Origin of the sequence: Microbacterium sp. MYb66, assembly GCF_002979435.1 — a bacterium.
GTDB lineage: Bacteria > Actinomycetota > Actinomycetes > Actinomycetales > Microbacteriaceae > Microbacterium.
In genome coordinates this window covers 69249-89568 of record NZ_PCOV01000002.1, presented here as the reverse complement: position 1 = coordinate 89568, position 20320 = coordinate 69249, and the positions used below count along the sequence as shown (strand labels likewise).

At 69.3% G+C, this 20320-nt stretch carries 16 protein-coding genes; 15 read left to right on the top strand and 1 reads right to left on the bottom strand.

What is annotated here, in order from left to right; genetic code table 11:
* Positions 1-88: 88 nt before the first annotated feature.
* The 12 genes from CQ045_RS04190 (at position 89) to CQ045_RS04140 (ending at position 15937) form a co-directional block, all read left to right on the top strand.
* Positions 89-1132 carry a response regulator gene (locus CQ045_RS04190; RefSeq protein ID WP_105721445.1) on the top strand — a complete coding sequence of 348 codons (1044 nt, stop codon included), beginning with the start codon at positions 89-91 and terminating at the stop codon, positions 1130-1132.
* Positions 1132-2121: an ATP-grasp domain-containing protein gene (locus CQ045_RS04185; protein WP_105721444.1), complete on the top strand. Its 990-nt coding sequence runs from the start codon at positions 1132-1134 to the stop codon at positions 2119-2121. Before CQ045_RS04190 ends, CQ045_RS04185 begins: the two co-directional genes overlap by 1 nt.
* Positions 2118-2834 carry a PHP domain-containing protein gene (locus CQ045_RS04180; protein ID WP_105721443.1) on the top strand — a complete coding sequence of 239 codons (717 nt, stop codon included), beginning with the start codon at positions 2118-2120 and terminating at the stop codon, positions 2832-2834. Before CQ045_RS04185 ends, CQ045_RS04180 begins: the two co-directional genes overlap by 4 nt.
* Positions 2834-4321, top strand: coding sequence for a glycosyltransferase (locus tag CQ045_RS04175; protein ID WP_105721442.1), 1488 nt, complete (start codon positions 2834-2836; stop codon positions 4319-4321). Before CQ045_RS04180 ends, CQ045_RS04175 begins: the two co-directional genes overlap by 1 nt.
* Entirely contained in the window at positions 4318-4461 is a 144-nt protein-coding gene (locus tag CQ045_RS18745; protein ID WP_181156439.1) for a hypothetical protein, read from the top strand. The genes CQ045_RS04175 and CQ045_RS18745 overlap by 4 nt, the downstream gene beginning before the upstream one ends.
* Positions 4458-4805: a response regulator gene (locus CQ045_RS04170; protein WP_105721441.1), complete on the top strand. Its 348-nt coding sequence runs from the start codon at positions 4458-4460 to the stop codon at positions 4803-4805. Before CQ045_RS18745 ends, CQ045_RS04170 begins: the two co-directional genes overlap by 4 nt.
* Positions 4802-6607 carry a cell wall metabolism sensor histidine kinase WalK gene (locus tag CQ045_RS04165; protein ID WP_105721440.1) on the top strand — a complete coding sequence of 602 codons (1806 nt, stop codon included), beginning with the start codon at positions 4802-4804 and terminating at the stop codon, positions 6605-6607. The genes CQ045_RS04170 and CQ045_RS04165 overlap by 4 nt, the downstream gene beginning before the upstream one ends.
* 87 nt (positions 6608-6694) lie before the next feature.
* Entirely contained in the window at positions 6695-7246 is a 552-nt protein-coding gene (locus CQ045_RS04160) for an OsmC family protein (RefSeq protein ID WP_105722122.1), read from the top strand.
* A gap of 78 nt (positions 7247-7324) precedes the next feature.
* Positions 7325-9013 carry an ABC-F family ATP-binding cassette domain-containing protein gene (locus CQ045_RS04155; protein ID WP_105721439.1) on the top strand — a complete coding sequence of 563 codons (1689 nt, stop codon included), beginning with the start codon at positions 7325-7327 and terminating at the stop codon, positions 9011-9013.
* 133 nt (positions 9014-9146) lie between these two features.
* On the top strand, positions 9147-10262 hold the full coding sequence (locus CQ045_RS04150; protein WP_105721438.1) for a GuaB3 family IMP dehydrogenase-related protein: 1116 nt from the start codon (positions 9147-9149) through the stop codon (positions 10260-10262).
* A 58-nt stretch (positions 10263-10320) separates the two neighbouring features.
* The gene (locus tag CQ045_RS04145) at positions 10321-11079 is read left to right on the top strand and encodes an SURF1 family protein (RefSeq protein WP_181156475.1); all 759 of its coding nucleotides are present in this window, start codon (positions 10321-10323) and stop codon (positions 11077-11079) included.
* 235 nt (positions 11080-11314) lie between these two features.
* Positions 11315-15937 carry an ExeM/NucH family extracellular endonuclease gene (locus CQ045_RS04140; protein ID WP_105721436.1) on the top strand — a complete coding sequence of 1541 codons (4623 nt, stop codon included), beginning with the start codon at positions 11315-11317 and terminating at the stop codon, positions 15935-15937.
* A 71-nt stretch (positions 15938-16008) separates the two neighbouring features.
* On the opposite strand, the gene CQ045_RS04135 is transcribed toward CQ045_RS04140, so the two are convergent.
* Positions 16009-16632, bottom strand: a complete 624-nt coding sequence (locus tag CQ045_RS04135) for a glyoxalase (protein WP_105721435.1) — start codon at positions 16630-16632, stop codon at positions 16009-16011.
* Positions 16633-16734: 102 nt separating this feature from the next.
* Between CQ045_RS04135 and CQ045_RS04130 the strand changes: the two genes are divergently transcribed.
* From CQ045_RS04130 to CQ045_RS04120, 3 genes are read left to right on the top strand one after another with little or no spacing between them, the layout of a single operon-like run.
* Positions 16735-17247 carry a DUF3817 domain-containing protein gene (locus tag CQ045_RS04130; protein WP_105721434.1) on the top strand — a complete coding sequence of 171 codons (513 nt, stop codon included), beginning with the start codon at positions 16735-16737 and terminating at the stop codon, positions 17245-17247.
* Positions 17244-18830 carry a glutamine-hydrolyzing GMP synthase gene (gene guaA / locus CQ045_RS04125; RefSeq protein ID WP_105721433.1) on the top strand — a complete coding sequence of 529 codons (1587 nt, stop codon included), beginning with the start codon at positions 17244-17246 and terminating at the stop codon, positions 18828-18830. Before CQ045_RS04130 ends, guaA begins: the two co-directional genes overlap by 4 nt.
* Before the next feature lie 43 nt (positions 18831-18873).
* The gene (locus CQ045_RS04120) at positions 18874-20304 is read left to right on the top strand and encodes a glycosyltransferase (protein ID WP_258130944.1); all 1431 of its coding nucleotides are present in this window, start codon (positions 18874-18876) and stop codon (positions 20302-20304) included.
* Positions 20305-20320 lie beyond the last annotated feature (16 nt).

The window sequence follows — 20320 nt, the reverse complement described above, 5'->3', positions numbered from 1 at the left end:
CGACTTTCCCTGCGGTCCCGGTGAATGAAGGCGCCGAGATCGCGTCCCGATCCCCATCGGCAGGGAACCTCCCCAAGGAGAGCTCTACATGTCCGAGGAACCCCCTCGCGTTCTCGTCGTCGACGACGACCCCGATGTCGCCCTGCTCGTGAAGACCGTGCTCGAGAGGCGTGCCGGCTGCGTCGTCGAACTCGCGGAGGACGGCCGGACCGCCGTCGAGCGAGTGACCGCGTTCCGTCCCGACGTCGTCGTCACGGACATCGAGATGCCCGGACTCAGCGGACTGGAACTGCTCGCCGAGTTGCGGCGCACGGTCCCGAACGTGCCCGTGGTGGTGATGACGGCCCACGTCTCCGTCGAGTACGCCGTCTCTGCACTGCGTGCACAGGCCGACGAGTTCCTCACCAAACCGCTCGACAACGCGCGCCTGGTCGAGTCCGTCACCCGGCTGATCGAGGAAGGTCGGCGTCGACGTGAAGAGGCGAAGCCCCGTGAGGTGGTGCTGGCGATCGGCGCGCATCCCGACGATGTCGAGATCGGTGTCGGAGGGCTGCTCGCGGCACACGCGGGGGCCCAGGACGAGATCACGATCCTGACCCTCTCCCGGGGCGCCCGCGGTGGAGATGCCGACAACCGTCAGGACGAGTCGCTGGCTGCTGCCGAGATGCTGGGCGCCCGTCTCTTCATGAAGGACCTCGTGGACACCGAGATCTCCGGGGGAGGGTCCACGGTGCGCCTGATCGAAGAGGTGGTGCAGGAGATCCAGCCCACGATCGTCTACACGCACTCGAGCCACGACCGCCACCAGGACCACCGCGCGGTGAGCGAGGCCACCATCGTGGCGACCCGGCGCGTCGGCACCGTCGCCTGCTACCAGAGCCCCTCCTCGACGATCGACTTCCGCCCCACGCGGTTCGTCCGGATCGATCATTATCTCGACGACAAACTCCGGCTCCTGGAGCGTTTCGGCTCCCAGACCGCGAGCCGCGAGTACCTCGAGCCGGACTTCGTCACCGCCACGGCGCGGTACTGGTCGCGCTTCGGCGGTGGGACCGCCGTCGAACCGCTCGAGGTGGTGCGCGAGACGGCCGAGTTCATCGGCGCCCACGAATACACCCGACGGGAGAGCTGATGACGCAGCGTGTACTGGTGACCGGAGCCGGCGGTCCGGCCGGAGTGGCCGTGATCCGCTCCCTCCTCCGTCGCTCCGACCTGACCGTGTTCGCGGCGGACATGGACGGGTGGGCGAGTGGGATCTATCTGGTTCCGCCGGCCCAGCGTCGCCTGGTTCCGCCGGGGCGGGACGAGGACTTCGTGCCTGCGATCGCCCGCATGGTCGCCGCCGACGAGCTCGACCTGGTGATCTCGACGGTCGATGTCGAACTCATCGCCCTCGCCGAACGACGGGATGAGCTGGCGCCCGCGGTGCTGGCCGCGCCGTCGGCCGACACCCTGAACACCGCGCTCGACAAGCTCGCCCTCGCCGAGCGCTGCGCACCCACCGGGCACACCCCGCGCACGGTTCTGGCCGGCAGCGACGCCGAGGCGATCGGCTGGGAGTTCCCGGTCTTCGCCAAGCCGCGACAGGGGGCAGGCAGCCGCGGCGTGCGTCTGGTGCCCGATCGTGCGGCCCTCGAGGCGTTGCCGACGGACGAAGGTCTGATCGTGCAGGACTTCCTCCCGGGGGAGGAGTACTCGGTCGACGTCATCGCCGATGCCGCGGGCCACGTCGTGGCCGCGGTGCCGCGCACCCGGGCCAGGGTGGATTCCGGTGTCGCCATCGCCGGGCGCACCGTCCTCGACCCCGAGCTCGAGGAGACGGCGGCGTCGATCGCGCGCGCGATCGGACTGGTCGGTGTCGCCAACGTGCAGTTGCGTCGCGATCGCACCGGCCGCGCGGTGCTGCTCGAGGTCAATCCCCGCTTCCCGGGCGCCCTGCCCTTGACCATCGCGGCCGGCGTCGACATCCCGTCGCTCGTGGCCGACCTGTTCCTGGGGCGCGAGCTGCCGGTGCAGGTCCCGTTCCGCGAGGTCGCGTCGGTGCGGTTCCTGGAGGACGTGATCGTGGAGGTCGAAGACCTCCTCGTCTCCGACCATGCGGGTCACCAGGAGGAGCTGTGACCCACGCGGTGCTCCGCGGCGATCACCACGTCCACTCGACGTACTCGGACGACGCCGTCTCGACGCTCGCGCAGAACGTCGACGCGGCCGCGGAAGCCGGGCTCACCACCCTGCGCCTGGTCGACCACGTGCGCCAGAGCACCACCTGGGTTCCCGAGTACCTCGCGGCGGTCCGCGCGCTCCGGGTGCCGGACGGGCTCACCGTGCTGACGGGCGTCGAGGCGAAGATCCTCGACGTCACCGGCACCCTCGACATCCCGGCGCTCCCGGACGGCATCGACCGGATCCTGATCGCCGACCACCAGTTCCCCGGTGTCGACGGGCCGCTGGGGCCTTCCTCCGTGCGCGAGCGCATGGCCGCAGGCTGGGCGCCGGCCGATGTCCTCGACCAGTTCGTCGAGTCTCTCGTCGCCACGATGCGCCGGCATCCGGGGAATCAGCTGGCCCACTGCTTCTCGATCCTGCCGAAGATCGGGCTCTCGGAGGCCGACCTGGGCCCGCAGCGGACGGACGCCTGGGCGCAGGCCGCCGCAGAGACCGGCACCCTGGTCGAGGTGAACGAGAAGTGGGGCTGCCCGGGCGTCGGCGCGTTGTCGGCTCTGCGCCGCGCGGGCGGTGAGCTCGTCGCGTCCACGGACAGCCACGAAGCCGGCGATGTCGGTCGGTACTCCCGCGTGATCCCGCTGCTCGACGCGCTGGAGGAGGCCCCTTGATGGCCGATCTCTCCTGGCTGCAGACGGTGCTCGTCGTCGTGCTCCTGCTCTTCGTCCTGGTCGGCACGCTCCCCGTGCTCAACACGGCTCTGCAGTTCCTCACGCTGCCGCTGCATGCCTTCCGCAATCACTACAGCAAGGCGGCGCCGTATCACCCGAACGTCGCGGTGATCATCCCGGCATGGAACGAGGGTCTCGTGATCGGCCCGGCGATCGATCGCCTGCTCCAGCTGGAGTATCCCGCCGAACGGCTGCGCGTCTTCGTGGTCGACGACGCCTCCACCGACGACACCCCGTCGATCGTCGCGGCCAAGGCCGAGGCGCACCCCGGGCGAGTGGTGCACCTGCGCCGCGAGAAGGGCGGCGAGGGCAAGGCGCACACCCTCAACCACGGCCTCGACGTGGTCCTCGCGGACCCCTGGACCGAAGCCGTGCTGATCATGGACGCCGACGTCATCTTCGCGCGCGACTCGCTCCGCAAGCTCAGCAGGCACCTCGCCGACGAGAAGGTCGGGGCCGTCACGGCTTACATCGCCGAGGGCAGCCGTGACCGCAACTACCTCACGCGGTTCATCGCGATCGAGTATGTGATGGGTCAGCTCTCCGCGCGGCGGGTCCAGAACGTGGGAGGCGCGATCGCCTGCCTCGCCGGCGGCGCGCAGCTGCATTCCCGTGCGAATCTCGAGGCCATCGGCGGACGGATCCCGACGGGGACCCTCGCCGAAGACACCATGACCACGTTCGAAGGGCAGCTCAAGGGGCGCCGGATGGTCTTCGAGCCGCACGCCGTCGTGCTCGCCGAGGAGCCCAGGACGGTCGACAGCCTCTGGAAGCAGCGACTGCGCTGGGCGCGGGGCAACGTGCAGCTGACGTCGATCTACCGCAAGCTCTGGTTCCGCCCGAGCCGGACCCACCACCTGGGCAGTTTCACCTTCGGCCTCGCGTGGTTCACGATCCTGCTCCTGCCGGTGTTCATGATCCTGGCTGCGGTCGGAATGCTCGCGCTGCTCGTCCTGCACAGCGACATCGCGGAGTTCGTGTTCCGCGCCATGTGGATCCTCGCGGCGTGCGTGTACCTGTTCTCCATGGTCTACGCGGTGCAACTGGATCCGCGGACCGGCAGGCACTCGTGGCGCGAGGCGGTGATGTTCCCGGGTCTCGGCGCGTTGATCCTGATGGCCGTCGCACTGTTCCCCTGGCTGTTCGAGTCGACCCTGCGGGAGCTCGGACTGGCCGTGACCGATCAGACCCGCTTCATCTGGGCCGTGGTCTTCTACCTGTGGGGACCGATCTCCCTGCTCGGGGTCTGGCTGGCCCGCGCGGTCGAACCCCTCCCCGGCGGGCAGTTCTTCGCCGGGCTGCTGCTCTACATCTGCGGCTACGGCTCGCTGCTCTGCGCGATCACCGTGGATTCGTACATCAAAGAATGGCGTCGAGCGGACGCCTCCTGGATCAAGACCGAGAAGATCGGACGTGTCGACTCATGACCGCAGCCCCGTCACACGACACCGAAGTGGAGGAGATCGCCGCGGATGCCCGCCGGGAGCGGCGATTGATCCCGCAGGCGGCCCTCGCCCTCGCGGTCGTCGTCATCGTCGTCATCGTGCGAGAGCTGTTCCTTCGATGACCGGGAGGCCGTTGGCCCTCGTCGTCGAGGACGCCCCGGATCAGGCGGCGCTGCTGCGCCGCTATCTCGATCGCGAGGGCTTCGACGTCTTCATCGCGCGAGACGCCGAGTCCGCGATCGCCGCCTTCGCAGACATCGACCCCGTCCTCGCCGTCCTCGACCTCCTCCTTCCCGGCATCTCGGGGCAGGAGTGTGCGCGGCTGGTGCAGGCGCGGTTCCCCGACTGCTTCCTCGTGATCAGCTCGGTGCTCGACGCCGCAGACTATCCGCCTGCCGACGCCGCGCTCCCGAAGCCGATCACGGGAGCGCATCTGCACGCGATCGTGGAACAGGTGCACCGATGAGGGCGACGCCGCTGGATCGTGCCGAGAACCGCTGGTACCAGGTCTTCGACAACCCGAGCGCGATGCTCAAGCAGGCGCCGACGGTCATCGCCACCGTCATCGCGGCGATACTGACCTGGTGGATCCCCGATCTTCCGCTCACCCACTTCCTGCCGGCCACGGGCGGGATCGCCCTCGTCCTCGCCGCGACGGTTCTCGCGGCGGTGCTCACCGCGCGAGGTGTGCAGGACGGATGGGTCGTCCTCCTCGTCCCCATCGTCGACATCGTCGGTCTCGGGCTGTTCCGCACCGGGACGGGCGGCGCCACGTCGCTCTTCTCCTCCCTCGTCCTCCTGCCGGTCGTGTGGATCGCCGCGGCTCCCGGCATCCGGTACGTCTTCGTCGTCGGCGGGCTGACGTCGCTCGCTCTCCTGATGCCGTATTTCGCCGACCCGCCGGACAGCTCCGTCGACTGGCTGCGAGGTGTCGTCGGTCCGCTCGTGTTCGCCGCGGTCGCCGCCGTCGTCAACCAGCTCTCCCGGCAGCAGCGCATGCGTGTCGAGCAGGCGGAGGAACTGGTCGCCGAACGCACCAAGGCGCTGTCCGAGAACGTCGCGATGATCGTGCAACTGCGCGACAAGGAGCACCAGTACCGGGAACTCCTCGACTCGTTCGAGAGCCTCTGGTCGTCGATCACGGCGCAGGCGGTGATCGCGACCGATTGCAACGGCACCGTGACCGCCTGGAACCCCGGGGCTGTCCGACTTCTCGGGCTCTCGGTCGAAGAGGCGCTCACCGGCGTGCGTATCGACAGGTTCTTCCCGACCTCGGTGCTGTCCGTTCTGGCGGAGGAGCACCCCGAGTCCTCCGCGCCCTCCGATGCGGTGCCGCCGGGGTACGCAGAACTCCCCAGCGGCATCCGGGGGCTGTTCGCGCGGGCCGACGCCGAGCAGGCGACGGACGGCGACCTCGAGGTGGTGACGGCCGGGGGCACGACAGTACCGGCTCGCGTCACCGTGAGCCCGCACAAGGACGGCGCGGGAGCGCAGCAGGGATACCTGTTCGTGCTGACCGACGAGACCAGGGCGGTGGAGGTCGCGCGCATGAAGGACGAGTTCGTGGGGATGATCTCGCACGAGCTGCGAACGCCGCTGAGCGCGATCATCGGCTTCCTCGACCTGCTGCAGAACGATCCGGCCCAGCCGCTCACCGACGACCAGCAGGAGTTCGTCGGGATCATCGAGCGCAACGCGCAGCGACTGCTCAACCTCGTCGGCGACCTGCTCTTCACCGCTCAGGTGGAGTCGGGCCGGTTCCCGCTGGATCGCGAGGACTCCGATGTCGCCGAGCTGGTGCGGTCCGCCGTGTCCTCGGCGAGACCGCATGCGCAGCGGGAGGGGATCGAGCTCGTGGCGGAGGTCGGTGCCGACGCCGTCCCGGTGGTCGTCGACGCCGGCAGGGTCGGGCAGGCCATCGACAATCTCCTGTCCAATGCCATCAAGTTCACCCCGCGGGGCGGCAAGGTCACCGCTCGCGTCCGGCAGGTCGACGGCGGGGTCGAGTTCTCGATCGCGGACACCGGCGTCGGGATCCCCGAAGACGAGCAGGGGATGCTGTTCACCCGCTTCTTCCGGGCATCCACCGCCACGCGCAACGCGGTGCCGGGAGTGGGTCTCGGGCTCACGATCACCCGGGCCATCGTGCTCGCGCACGGCGGGACCATGGACGTGACGAGCCAGGAGGGGGTGGGCACGGAGTTCCGGTTCGTCCTGCCGGCGGCTCCCCGCACCGAGGTGTTGAGGAGCCTCAGTCGCGCCGACTGACCACGGACTGTTGCCGTCGATGTCGGCCGATGACCGTGGATGACGGCTGCCGCGAGCCCGGAGCGTCCGAATCGCTACCGTCGGGCCATGACTCTTCTCCAGGACCAGCTCGCCGGTGTCGCCGACGTCACTCCCGCCGAGCGCGCCCAGCGCCTCACCGATGCAGGAGCCGCATGGAACGAGCGGATCGCGGCGGACGACGCGAACGCGCAGCTCACCTATCGGGTCAGCGGGCGCGGAATCGGCTCGGTCGCCACCGAGATCCGTGCGGGAAAGCACCGCTTCCTCGTCGACGAGCCGGGCGCACTGGCCGGCGATGACGTGGCGGCCAGCCCGGTCGAGTACGCCCTGGGCGCGCTCATCTCGTGTCAGGTGGTCGTCTACCGGCTCTACGCCCAGGCGCTCGGGCTCACGATCGACGAGATCGAGATCACGGCGGAGGGGGATCTCGACGTGCGGAAGCTGTTCGGCATCGACGAGTCCGGTCGGGCCGGATTCCACGATGTGCGGGTGTCGGTGGACATCACGGGACCGGACAGCGTCGAGCAGTACGAGAACCTGCGCTCGGTCGTCGATGCGCACTGCCCCGTGCTCGATCTGTTCGCGGGCGCGGTGCCGACGTCGAGCGCACTCGCCTGAGCACGGATCGGAGCATCGCGGCCCCACCTGATAGCCTGGTCGGCTCGGCATGCGCGGGCGGAAGGACGGCCACGCACCGTGGGCTATATCGATGTCTCCGGCGTCTCACTGACGCTCCCCGATGGCAGACCGCTTCTCGACGAGGCGACCTTCAGGATCGGCTCGGGCTCGACGAGCGCGCTGATCGGTCCGAACGGCGCGGGCAAGACCACCCTCCTGCGCATCATCCGAGGCGACCAGGCTGCCGATGACGGCGTGGTCACGATCGACGGCGGTCTCGGCGTCATGGACCAGTTCGTCGGTCACGGCGAGGCCGGCGAGACCGTGCACCAGCTCCTGGTGCGAGTCGCTCCTCGGCGCATCCGCACGGCGGCTGAAGCCCTCGAAGCCGCGGAGAACGCGCTGATCGAACGCGATGAGCACGACACGCAGATGGCCTACGCGTCGGCGATCGCCGAATATGCGGATGCCGGCGGCTACGAGCACGAGACCGTCTGGGATCAGTGCACCGTGGCGGCGCTCGGTGTGCCGTTCGAGCGCGCCCGGTATCGGGAGCTCACGACGCTCTCCGGCGGGGAGCAGAAGCGGCTCGCGCTCGAAGCTCTCCTGCGCGGACCCGATGAGGTGCTGCTGCTCGACGAGCCCGACAACTACCTCGACGTCCCCACCAAGCGATGGCTCGAGGAGCAGCTGCGGCAGACTCCGAAGACCGTGCTCCTGGTGTCGCACGACCGCGAACTGCTGGCACGTGCAGTCGACCGGCTCATCACTCTCGAGCCCGGAGCGGCGGGGGCGACGGCGTGGGTGCACGGCGGCGGCTTCGCGACCTACCAGCAGGCCCGCACCGACCGGATGGACCGGCTCGACGAGCTGCGTCGACGGTGGGACGAGCAGCACGAGAAGCTGCGCGTCCTCGTCGCGAACCTCAAGGTGAAGGCGTCGGCGAACGATGGCTTCGCTTCGAGGTATCAGGCGGCCCAGACGCGGCTGCGCAAGTTCGAGGAGGCGGGACCGCCCGAAGAGCGCCCGCCCGCGCAGGACTTCGACATGCGGCTGCGGGGCGCGCGTACGGGCAAGCGGGCCGTCGTGACGAAGCGGCTCGAGCTGACCGGTCTCATGCGTCCGTTCGACGTCGAGGTCTGGTACGGCGACCGTGTCGCCGTCCTCGGGTCGAACGGATCGGGAAAGTCGCACTTCCTGCGGCTCCTCGCTCGCGGGGGCAGCGACCCGGATGCGACGCTCGGTCACGTGACCTCCACCGGCGAGGAGCTGAGCGCAGTCGCGCACACCGGCGCCGCCACGCTCGGCGCGCGGGTCGTGCCCGGGCTGTTCGCGCAGACGCATGCGCATCCGGAGTTCGTCGGGCGCACGCTCCTGGAGATCCTCCACCGCGGCGACGACCGCCGGGCCGGGATGCCGAGGGATGCCGCGAGTTCCGCCCTCGACCGCTACGGTCTCGTGCGTCAGGCCCTGCAGACGTTCGAGTCGCTCTCGGGAGGCCAGCAGGCGCGGTTCCAGGTGCTGCTCCTGGAGCTGTCGGGGGCGACGCTGCTCCTGCTGGATGAGCCGACCGACAACCTCGACTTGGAGTCCGCCGAGGCGCTCGAGGACGCTCTCGCGCGTTTCGACGGGACGGTGCTCGCGGTCACGCACGACCGCTGGTTCGCGCGTTCGTTCGACCGGTTCCTCGTGTTCGGATCGGACGGCGAGGTCTACGAGGCCGATGCGCCGGTGTGGGATGAGAAGCGGGTCGCTCGAGTGCGCTGAGTGTGCTCCCGAGGGGTCAAAGCACGCCCCGACGCTGAGGCCCGGTGCGGCGTTTCCTGACCCCTCGGGAGCGGGGTGTCCGAGGGCCCGGCAGTGCGCGCGTTCGGTCGCCGGGTAGGCTGGAGGGGTGACCATGGAGATCGAGCTCGGCCGAGGAAAGCGCGCACGTCGCGCGTACACGTTCGATGACATCGCGGTGGTGCCGTCGAGGCGCACGCGCAACCCGGAGGACGTGTCGACGGCCTGGACCATCGACGCCTTCGGGTTCGGCATCCCGGTGCTCGGTGCGCCGATGGACTCGGTCGTGAGCCCGCAGACGGCGATCATGCTCGGCCAGCTGGGTGGTCTCGGTGTGCTCGATCTCGAGGGCCTGTGGACGCGGTACGAAGACCCGGAGCCGCTGCTCGCGGAGATCGCCGGACTCGACGACGGCAAGGCGACGGTGCGGATGCAGGAGCTGTACTCCGAGCCGATCAAGCCCGAGCTCATCACCCGGCGTCTCGCCGAGATCCGCGAGGCCGGCGTGACCGTCGCCGGATCCCTCACGCCGCAGCGCACCCAGGAGTACTACGACACCGTCGCCGCCGCCGGCGTCGACCTGTTCGTGATCCGCGGCACCACGGTCTCGGCCGAGCACGTCTCGAGCGTCGCCGAGCCCTTGAACCTCAAGAAGTTCATCTACGACCTCGACGTCCCGGTGATCGTCGGCGGTGCGGCCACCTACACCGCGGCCCTGCACCTGATGCGCACCGGTGCCGCGGGCGTGCTCGTCGGCTTCGGCGGGGGCGCCGCGTCGACGACCCGTGCGACCCTCGGCATCCACGCGCCGATGGCGACCGCGGTCTCCGATGTCGCCGCTGCGCGCCGCGACTACCTCGACGAGTCCGGCGGACGCTACGTGCACGTGATCGCCGACGGCGGCGTCGGCACCTCGGGCGACATCGTCAAGGCACTCGCGATGGGAGCGGACGCGGTCATGCTCGGCGTCGCGCTCGCACGCGCCACCGACGCCCCCGGTCGGGGGTTCCACTGGGGCCCCGAGGCGCACCACCCGAAGCTGCCGCGCGGCCACCGCGTCGAGGTCGGCGGCATCGGCACGCTCGAGGAGATCCTCTACGGCCCCGCACCCGTCGCCGACGGCACCGCGAACCTGATCGGCGCGCTGCGCAAGTCGATGGCGACCACGGGATACTCCGACCTCAAGGAGTTCCAGCGGGTCGAGGTCGTGCTCGCACCGTACGAGGCCTGAGGTCCTGCGCACCACCGTGACCGCTCCTGCTCTGTTCCCCCCGACCCTCCGCGAGGTCATGCTCCGGGGACGCTGGATCGGGATGCTCCTGCTCTGCCTCCTCGTCGCGGGCGTTTTCGCCTGGCTCGGCCAGTGGCAGCTGGAGCGCGCGATCGAGACCGATCCGCCTGCTCCGGGCGCCACCGAGCAGGTGCAGCAGCTCACCGAGGTCCTCGAGCCGGGGGAGTACCTCCCCGAGCCACTCGTGGGGCAGCGCGTCGAGACCGCCGGCGCCTGGGTGCCGGAAGACTTCATCGTCGTGTCGAGCCGTTTCAACGACGACGTCCAGGGCTACTGGGTCACCGGTCAGCTGCGCGTCGACGAGCGCGTCTCGATCGCCGTCGCAGTGGGCTGGGCTCCTGATCGGGCCACTGCGGATGCGGCTGTGGAGGAACTCGAGGCCGACGCCGACGGTTCGGAGGTCGCCGTCACGGGACGCGTCATCTCCGACGAGGGTCCGCGGGTGCCGCCGCGCACGGATCCGGAGCAGCTGGATCGGATGTCGCCCGCCGCCCTCCTCAGTCGCTGGCACGATATCGAGGAACTCGACGTCTACCGCCCGTATCTCGCCTCGACCACCGCGACCGCGGGGCTGGTCGACATCTCGTCGCCCGCACCCGAGGAGATGTCGCCGGTCAACTGGCTGAACGTCTTCTACGCCGTCGAGTGGGCGATCTTCGCGGGCTTCGCGTTCTATCTCTGGTACCGCCTCGCGAAGGATGCCTGGGAGCGCGAGGTCGAGGAGTTCGAAGAAGCGGCCGCCGCGGAAACCGCCTGATCATCGCGCGCATTCGCGCGCGATATGCTGCGCAATTGCGCGCTGCGCTCGGCGGATAGAGACCTTCGTCAGGGGTCTTCGCGGACGTCCGGTGAGCGCTCGGTGTCCAATCGGAAAACTCCATTGAGGATGCCCTGACCGCTCCGTATGCTCGCACCATGTGAGCACCCTGGGAGTTTCCCCTGTGTGCCATGGCAGCCCGAGAAGTCGACCCCCGACCGAGGAGACAGCACCGATGATGTCCGCTCCAGAAGACGAGAACCGCAGGGTTCCTGTCTCGCACCGTAGAAGCAGGGGGCGCATCGGCGCTCTCGCCGTGACCTGCGTGGCCGCGCTGAGCCTCGGCCCGCTGGCCGCCGTTCCCGCCGCAGCCGACACCACCGGGACGGGGGTGGTGATCAACGAGGCGTATCTCTCCGGCGGCAGCGCGGGGGCCGCGTTCAAGAACAAGTTCGTCGAGCTCTACAACCCGACCTTGGCGCCGATCACGCTCGACGGAATGTCGCTGCAGTACCGGTCGGCGACCGGAACCGGCGCCTTCAACGGCGTCGCTCCGCTCACGGGCGTCATCCCGGCGGGCGGCTACTACCTGGTGCAGGGCAACAGCAACGGGGCCAACGGCGCCGAGCTCCCCGCCCCTGACGCGGTCAGCACCCTGACCCCGAGCGGAACCACCGGAACGCTCGCACTCGTCGAGGGCACCGCCGCAGTGACCCTCACTCCCGGTTCGACCGTGGGCGTCGACGGCGTCGTCGACCTGCTCGGCTACGGCACTTCGAACACGTTCGAGACCGCGGCGGCGGCTGCGCCCGCGGGCAACACCGACGTGAAGTCCCTCAACCGCACAGGCGGCGTCGACACCGACGACAACAGCGCGGACTTCGCGCTGTCGGCGACGGTCACTCCGCAGAACTCGGGCGGCACCGACCCCGGGACCGACCCCGGCACGGAGCCGACGAAGGCGACGATCGCCGAGGTGCAGGGCACGACCGACGTCTCTCCGCTGAGCGGCAAGACCGTGCAGGTCGAGGGCGTCGTCACCGCCGACTACCGCACCGGCGGCTACAAGGGCATCGTCATCCAGACCCAGGGCTCCGGCGGCGCGACGGATGCGACTCCCGGCGCGTCGGACGGCGTGTTCGTCTTCCTCAACGCGCTGACCCCGACGCTCGCGATCGGCGACCTCGTCTCGGTCACCGGCTCCGTGAGCGAGTACTTCGGGCAGACGCAGATCAACCCGGTCGCGGCCGCCGACGTCGCGGTGGTCACCGCCGGCGCAGGTGTTCCCGCCGTCACTCCGCTGCCCGCCACGCTGCAGGGAGCCGACCGTGAGCAGTACGAGAACATGTACGTGGCGCCGGAGGGGACCTACCGTCTCGCCTCCAGCCACCAGCTGTTCAACTTCGGCACGCTCTGGCTCAACGCCGGGGCCGACCTCGCGGTGAAGAGCACGGAGACCACGCGTCCCGGCGACGCAGCGGCGGCGATCGCTGCGGCCAACCGCGCCAACCGCATCCTGCTCGACGACGGCTGGTCCATCCAGGTGTCCAACGGCGGACACCCGGGCGAGCAACCGTACTTCACGAAGGACACCGTGGTCCGCAACGGCGACACGGTCGACTTCGGCGACAACGGCTACGTGCTGCAGTGGGGCTTCAACGACTGGCGTCTGCAGCCGGTCGTGCCGATCGACGATTCCTCGTCCGCCGACCTCAAGGTCGGATTCGAGGCGACGAACCCGCGCACCGATTCCGCGCCCGAGGTGGGCGGCGACGTGCAGGTCGCGTCTTTCAACGTCTACAACTACTTCACGACGCTGAAGAGCGAGAACTCCAACGCCCGAGGCGCGGCGAACGCGGCGCAGTTCGCGATCCAGAAGTCCAAGATCGTCGCGGCGATCAACGGACTCGAGGCCGAGATCGTCTCGCTCATGGAGATCGAGAACTCGGTGAAGCTCGGCAAGCCCGTCGACACGGCCCTCAAGGACCTGGTCGCCGGCCTCAACGCCGACGCCGGCAGCGACGTGTGGGACTACGTGCCCACGCCCGCCGCGCTGAACGACGCGGCGACGACCGACTTCATCACCAACGCCATCATCTTCAAGAAGGATGCCGTCAAGACGGTCGGCGACAGCGCCACCGTCACCGATGAGACCGTGTGGGGCAACGCCCGCGAGCCGATCGCGCAGGCCTTCGACATCGACGGCCGCGTCGTCACGGTCGTGGCGAACCACCTGAAGTCGAAGTCGCCGCCCGAGGGTGCGGGAGCGGAGCCGGCCGACGGCCAGGGCTTCTTCAACGCCGACCGCGTGAAGCAGGCGAACGCGATCCTCGCCTTCACCGCCGAGCTCGAGGAGACCACCGGCAGCGGCGACATGCTGCTGATCGGCGACTTCAACGCCTATGGCAAGGAAGACCCGATCGACGTGTTCACCTCGAACGGGTGGAGCGACCTCGTCGCCGACAAGACCGATGGCCAGTACACGTACACGTTCGACGGCGAACTCGGCTCACTCGACCACGTGATCGCGTCGCCGTCGCTCGCCTCGTCGATCACGGGCGCCGGGGTGTGGGGCATCAACTCGCCGGAGTGGAGCGACCGCGGCTACGCGTTCGGCGCCACCGAGGAGGGAACGCCCTACCGGTCCAGCGACCACGACCCGATCATCGTCGGCGTCTCGGCGGAGATCCCGCCGGTGAGCATCGACGTCGTCACGGTCAACGACTTCCACGGTCGCATCGAGGCCGACGGTGCCGCAGCCGGCGCCGCCGTCCTGGCGGGAGCCGTGGAGCAGTTCCGTGAGGCGAACCCGAACACGATCTTCGCCGGTGCCGGCGACCTGATCGGCGCATCGACGTTCACCTCGTTCATCAACGACGACAACCCGACGATCGATGCGCTCAACGCGGCCGGTCTCGACGTCAGCGCAGCCGGCAACCACGAGTTCGATCAGGGCTGGGAAGACCTGCGCGATCGCGTGCAGGAGCGTGCGGACTGGGAGTACATCTCCTCGAACGTGTTCGTCACCGAGACCGGCGAGCCCGCGCTCGCCCCGGCCTGGGTGAAGGAGCTCGACGGTGTGAAGGTCGGCTTCGTCGGAGCGGTCACCGAGGATCTCGACTCGCTCGTCTCCCCGGAGGGCATCGAGGACCTCGAGGTCCGCAGCATCGTCGACTCCGTGAACGCGGTGGCCGACGACCTGCGCGACGGCGACGAGTCCAACGGCGAGGCGGATGTCGTCATCCTGCTCGTGCACGAGGGCGCATCCAGCGTCGAGCTGTCGAGCATCACTCCGGACTCGCCCCTCGGCGAGATCGTCTACGGGGTCGATGACGACGTGGACGCCATCGTGTCGGCGCACACGCACCTCGCGTACAACCACGTGATCGACGGCCGTCCGGTCGTGTCCGCGGGGCAGTACGGCGAGAACCTGGGCCTGATGAACCTCCAGGTCGACGCGAAGACGAAGGACCTGATCTCGATCACCAACGAGATCAAGCCCCTCACCGCTGCCGGCAAGCCGCTCTACCCGGCGGTGCCCGAGGTGCAGGCGATCGTGGACCAGGCCAAGGCCGAAGCCGACGTGCTCGGCGCGATCAAGGTCGGCGACATCACCGCCGACTTCAACCGGGCGCGCCAGAGCGACGGCAAGACGGAGAACCGCGGTGGCGAGTCCACCATCGGCAACTTCGTCGCCGACGTGCAGAAGTGGTCCACGGGCGCCGACCTGGCACTCATGAACCCGGGTGGCATCCGCGCGAACCTCACGTACGCCTCGGCCGGAGCCTCCGATCCCGCGGGCAACGTCACCTATCGCGAGGCGGCGACGGTGCAGCCGTTCGCCAATACGCTGGTGACGCTGACGCTCACGGGTGCGCAGCTGAAGGGCGTCCTCGAGGAGCAGTGGCAGCCGGCGGGCTCCGCGCGTCCGTTCCTGAAGCTCGGCGTCTCGGAGGGGCTGGTCTACACGTACGACCCCGCCGCGGCAGCGGGTTCGAGGATCACGTCCATCACGCTCAACGGCACGCCGATCGATCCGGCGGCGAACTACACGGTCGCCGCCAACTCGTTCCTCGCGGCAGGTGGAGACAACTTCTTCACCTTCAAGGAGGGCACCGGCAAGCGCGACACCGGCAAGATCGATCTGCAGTCCATGGTCGATTGGTTCGACGCGAACAAGACCGCGAGCCCCGACTACGCCCAGCGCGCGGTCGGAGTGGCCGTCAGCCCCGCCGACGCCGACGGCTACAGCGCCGGCGACCAGGTGACGGTGTCGCTCTCCTCGCTGGCGTTCAGCGCGGGCGAGCCGGCGCCGGGCGAGGTGACGCTCGCATTGGGCGACACCGTGCTCGCCACCGGAGCCGTCGACCCGACGGTGGTCGACACGACCGATGAGGGCGGACGCGCGAGCCTGACGTTCACGGTTCCCTCGGGCGTCTTCGGCGAGCAGTCGCTCACCGTCGCGGTCGCCGGAACCGGGACCACCGTGCAGGTACCGTTCACGATCGCCGGGGAGGAGGAGTTCGCCGGCACGATCGCCCTCGGCTCGTCCAAGGTGACTGCGGGCAAGAGCCTCAAGGTCACCGGTGAGGGTTACGTCCCCGGCGAGAGCGTGAGCATCGAGCTGCGTCCGAAGAAGGGCAAGCCGGTCCAGATCGGTACCGTCCAGGTCGGCGCCGACGGCACGTTCAGCACCTCCGTCACCGTGCCCAAGAGCGCTCCGTCGGGCAAGTACACCGTCGCGGCGTCTCAGGCCGATGGGGATTCGGCCACGGCCACGGTCACGGTCAACCGCGCCGGCGGCATCATCGGTGCGATCCTCGACTGGCTCTGGGACCTCCTGACCCGATGGTTCTGATCCGATAGCGGGTGACACAGGCGAAGGCCGTCGGGAGCGATCCCGGCGGCCTTCGTCGTCGTCTCTCCGTCTCAGGCGGACACCGCGACCGGAGCCCATACGAAGCCGTCGGGGTCGACGGCCGCACCGAGCACGCCGTTCACCGTGAGCCGGTGCGAGCCGGATCCCTCCGCGGGCACCCCCGCATCCTTGGCGAGGGAGACGTGCCGATACAGTCCCAGTCCGATCGGGCTCGCTCCGGTCTCGAACTGCACGTAGCTGCGGCCGAAGCTCTTGCCCACCGGGATCCCGCGGTCCGCGTAGAAGGTCTTCGAGGCGACCACGTCATCGGCGCCGAGCAGCAGGATGATCTCGTCGACCGCGCGGCTCGGGGGAGCGGTGTCCTTCTTCGTCGAGGTGGCCACCTTCCAGATCGCGCCGTCGGGCGCCTGGATCGTCCCGCCGACGCCCCACAGCGACTTCGAGACCGGTTTGATCACGGTGGCGCCCCCGGCGACGGCCGCGTCGACGAGCGCGTGCACGTTCGCGGGCTGCGAGACGACGAGCGACAGGGTGTAGCCGCGGAAGCCGGAGGTCTCGGCATCCGCGGTGCGGAAGTGCAGACGATCGCCGAGGTCGAACGCCTGTGCGTAGAAGGAGCGGGCGGCGTCCACATCCGGGACGTCGAGGGTGAGGGAATCGATTGTGGTGTTCATGTCGACGACGCTACGGAGGTGTGTCTCGACGTGCTTCTCGATTCCTGACCGATGCGTCTGCGGGCGGATTCGACGTGATTTCGCGGCGGCTAGACTGGACGCATGCCCGAACCGAAAGTCGCCAGCTTTCCGGCGATCCGCGGTGCGCTGAAGTTCTACCAGATCGCGTCGATCATCACAGGAGTCATGCTCCTCCTGCTGCTGACCGAGATGGTGCTGAAGTACACGCCGATCCACCTCGAGCTCTTCATGGGAGGCTCCGGAGGACCGCTCTGGTTCGCGGGCGTGCTCGCCGGACCCGACTGCCAGTGGTGGTCGCTGTTCGCCCCGATGACCAACTCCTGCGAGATGACCTCGCTGGGCGACGGGTTCAACCTCTCGCTGTTCATCCTGGTGGCGCACGGCTGGTTCTACGTCGTGTACCTCTTCGCGTGCTTCCGCATGTGGAGCCTGATGCGCTGGCGCTTCCCGCGCTTCATCCTCCTCGCGCTCGGCGGTGTCATCCCGCTGCTGTCGTTCTTCATGGAGGCGGTCGTCGCCCGTGAGGTCAAGACCTATCTCGCCACCCGAGAGGCCGCCGAGGCCTCCGCCCCCGCCCCGGAAGGTGTCCGTTGACCGAACAGTCCGAGACCCAGCAGCGTCCTGCGCTCGTCGTCGACTTCGGCGCGCAGTACGCGCAGCTGATCGCCCGTCGAGTCCGCGAAGCGGGCGTGTACAGCGAGATCGTGCCGCACACCGCCACTGCCGCCGAGATCGCCGCCAAGAACCCGGTCGCGATCATCCTCTCGGGCGGTCCCTCGTCGGTGTACGAGGAGGGCGCGCCGAAGCTCGACCCGGCCGTCTTCGATCTCGGCGTCCCCACGCTGGGCATCTGCTACGGCTTCCAGTACATGGCCCAGACACTGGGCGGCGAGGTCGCGAACACCGGCCTGCGCGAGTACGGGGCGACGGATGCCGTCATCACCGGTGACGGTGGAACGCTGCTCGGCGGCCAGCCCGCGGAGCAGAACGTCTGGATGAGCCACGGCGACCAGGTCGCCAAGGCACCGGAGGGCTTCGACGTGCTCGCGACGACGGATGCGACCAAGGTCGCGGCGTTCTCGAACGAGGAACGCGGCTTCTACGGTGTGCAGTGGCACCCCGAGGTCAAGCACTCCGACCACGGTCAGCGCGTGCTCGAGAACTTCCTGCACAAGGGCGCGGGTCTCGCGTCCGACTGGAACAGCGGCAACGTGATCGCCGAGCAGATCGAGCGCATCCGCGAGCAGGTCGGCGACGCCCGCGTCATCTCCGCGCTCTCCGGCGGTGTCGACTCCGCGGTGTCCACGGCCCTCGTGCACAAGGCGATCGGCGACCAGCTCACCGCGGTCTTCGTCGACCACGGCCTCCTCCGCAAGGGCGAGCGCGAACAGGTCGAGAAGGACTACGTCGAGTCCACCGGCGTGCGTCTCATCACCGTCGATGCCGCAGACACGTTCCTCGGTCACCTGAAGGGTGTCACCGACCCCGAGGAGAAGCGCAAGATCATCGGACGCGAGTTCATCCGCGCGTTCGAGAAGGTGCAGCTCGACCTCGTCGCCGAGGCGAAGGCCTCCGGCGGCGCTCCGGTGAAGTTCCTCGTGCAGGGCACGCTCTACCCGGACGTGGTGGAGTCCGGCGGCGGTGCGGGCACCGCGAACATCAAGTCGCACCACAACGTGGGCGGCCTTCCCGACGACCTCGACTTCGAGCTGATCGAGCCGCTGCGCGCCCTGTTCAAGGACGAGGTCCGCGCGATCGGCCGCGAGCTCGGCATCCCCGAGGCGATCGTCGGCCGGCAGCCGTTTCCGGGGCCCGGTCTCGGCATCCGGATCATCGGTGAGGTCACCGCTGACCGTCTCGAGATTCTGCGTGAGGCCGACGCCATCGCCCGCGAAGAGCTGACGAAGGCCGGGCTCGACCAGGAGATCTGGCAGTGCCCGGTCGTGCTGCTGGCCGACGTGCGCTCGGTGGGCGTGCAGGGCGACGGCCGCACCTACGGTCATCCGATCGTGCTGCGTCCGGTGTCGAGCGAAGACGCCATGACGGCCGACTGGACGCGTCTGCCGTACGACGTGCTGTCGAAGATCTCCAACCGCATCACGAACGGCGTGCGCGACGTGAACCGGGTCGTGCTCGACGTCACGTCGAAGCCGCCGGGGACCATCGAGTGGGAGTGACGGGCACGAAGTGACCGGCGCTCGCGCTCGTGACGGGCACAGCGTGGCACTCGATCGCGCCAGCGATCGAGTGGGAGTAGGGAGCGCGTTGCTCCCCGATGCGGCGTCGGGCCTGCCCGATGCCGAGTACCTGGTGCTCTCCAGCCGGTTGATCCCGGGGCTGGACGGCGGGTACACGATCGCGACGCTCGCGCGCGCCCGGCAGCTGGCGGGTGCCGGCGTGGCGGAAGGAGTGGGTCCGCAGCTCCTGACGTTCGACCCCGGTACGCCGGCTGAGCACGCCGAGCACCGACGGACGTTCGCGGAGCAGGGCGCGCTCGTCGACCCGTCCCGGATGCGCAACCTGTTCGACGAGGCCGCGGCGCCGGGCGGGGGAGCGGCCGACTGGCTGCGTGCCACCGCCGACCGTGCGGTGAGCCCCGATCCCGATATCGAGTACCGGGTGCTCACGGATGCCGAGGGGCGACCGTTCGCAGCACTCCCGGTGATCCCGGGCAACCCCGACTGGCACCTGACCGAGGAGCCCGTCCTCGTCTACGACGCCGCGGGCGAGGTCGCGGGAGCCCTGCACGGATTCCGAGGACTGTACCGAGCCTGGCTCGAGCACGTGACCGCAGCATTCGGCGATCGCAGGATCATCGTGATCTGCGAGTCTCGCCAGCTCGGCGAGCTCATCGCTGATTGGTCCGATCCCCGGGTGCGCATCCTCCACACGATCCACACGATGCACGTCGAGGCGCCGTACACTCCGGATGCGTCGATGAACACGCTCTGGACGCGCTGGTTCCGACTCGCCGACCGCTTCGACGCGGTGATCTGGCCGACGGCCACTCAGCGCGACGACGTGGTCGCCCGGTTCGGATCTGCGGCGTTCCACAGCGTCGTCCCGAATCCGATCGCGCCGGTCGTGCCCCGCGCCGAGCTGCGAGAGGACGGACTCGTCGTCGTGCTCGGGCGCCTCGCCCCCGGCAAGCGTGTCGACCACGCGATCCGCGCCTTCCTCGCTGCCGATGTCCCCGGCTCCCGGATGGAGATCTGGGGTGGGGGTCCTGAGCAGCAGCGCCTGACGGCCGTGATCGAAGAGCTCGGCGCGGGGGACCGCGTCGTCCTGGCCGGATACTCCGACTCCCCGGGGACGGTGCTGGATCGGGCGTCTCTCCTCGTCACGTCGACCGCGTTCGAGGGGCAGCCGCTCGGCGTGGTCGAGGCGCTGCTGCACGGAACCCCTGTGCTGTCGTACGACGTGCGCTACGGCATCCGCGACGTGCTGGAACAGGGCGGCGGCGTGCTGGTGCCGAGCGGCGACGTCGACGCGCTGGGTGTGGCGATGCGCCAGCTGCTGACCGACAGCGACCGGCTCGAGGCGCTGAGTATCGAGGCACCATCGGTCGCCGCGGCCTGGAGCCCTCAGCGTTCGCTCGACGCCCTCACCGCCGTGATCGCGGCGGCAGCCTCCGCTCCTCCTCGTCGCTGACCCGCGCTCCCGCTCC

Bases quoted from the DNA above. Each gene is read 5' to 3' on its own strand.
- CQ045_RS04190 (WP_105721445.1), top strand. From the start codon at position 89: ATGTCCGAGGAACCCCCTCGCGTTCTCGTCGTCGACGACGACCCCGAT.
- CQ045_RS04185 (WP_105721444.1), top strand. From the start codon at position 1,132: ATGACGCAGCGTGTACTGGTGACCGGAGCCGGCGGTCCGGCCGGAGTG.
- CQ045_RS04175 (WP_105721442.1), top strand. From the start codon at position 2,834: ATGGCCGATCTCTCCTGGCTGCAGACGGTGCTCGTCGTCGTGCTCCTG.
- CQ045_RS18745 (WP_181156439.1), top strand. From the start codon at position 4,318: ATGACCGCAGCCCCGTCACACGACACCGAAGTGGAGGAGATCGCCGCG.
- CQ045_RS04170 (WP_105721441.1), top strand. From the start codon at position 4,458: ATGACCGGGAGGCCGTTGGCCCTCGTCGTCGAGGACGCCCCGGATCAG.
- CQ045_RS04165 (WP_105721440.1), top strand. From the start codon at position 4,802: ATGAGGGCGACGCCGCTGGATCGTGCCGAGAACCGCTGGTACCAGGTC.
- CQ045_RS04160 (WP_105722122.1), top strand. From the start codon at position 6,695: ATGACTCTTCTCCAGGACCAGCTCGCCGGTGTCGCCGACGTCACTCCC.
- CQ045_RS04150 (WP_105721438.1), top strand. From the start codon at position 9,147: ATGGAGATCGAGCTCGGCCGAGGAAAGCGCGCACGTCGCGCGTACACG.
- CQ045_RS04145 (WP_181156475.1), top strand. From the start codon at position 10,321: ATGCTCCGGGGACGCTGGATCGGGATGCTCCTGCTCTGCCTCCTCGTC.
- CQ045_RS04140 (WP_105721436.1), top strand. From the start codon at position 11,315: ATGATGTCCGCTCCAGAAGACGAGAACCGCAGGGTTCCTGTCTCGCAC.
- CQ045_RS04135 (WP_105721435.1), bottom strand. From the start codon at position 16,632: ATGAACACCACAATCGATTCCCTCACCCTCGACGTCCCGGATGTGGAC.
- CQ045_RS04130 (WP_105721434.1), top strand. From the start codon at position 16,735: ATGCCCGAACCGAAAGTCGCCAGCTTTCCGGCGATCCGCGGTGCGCTG.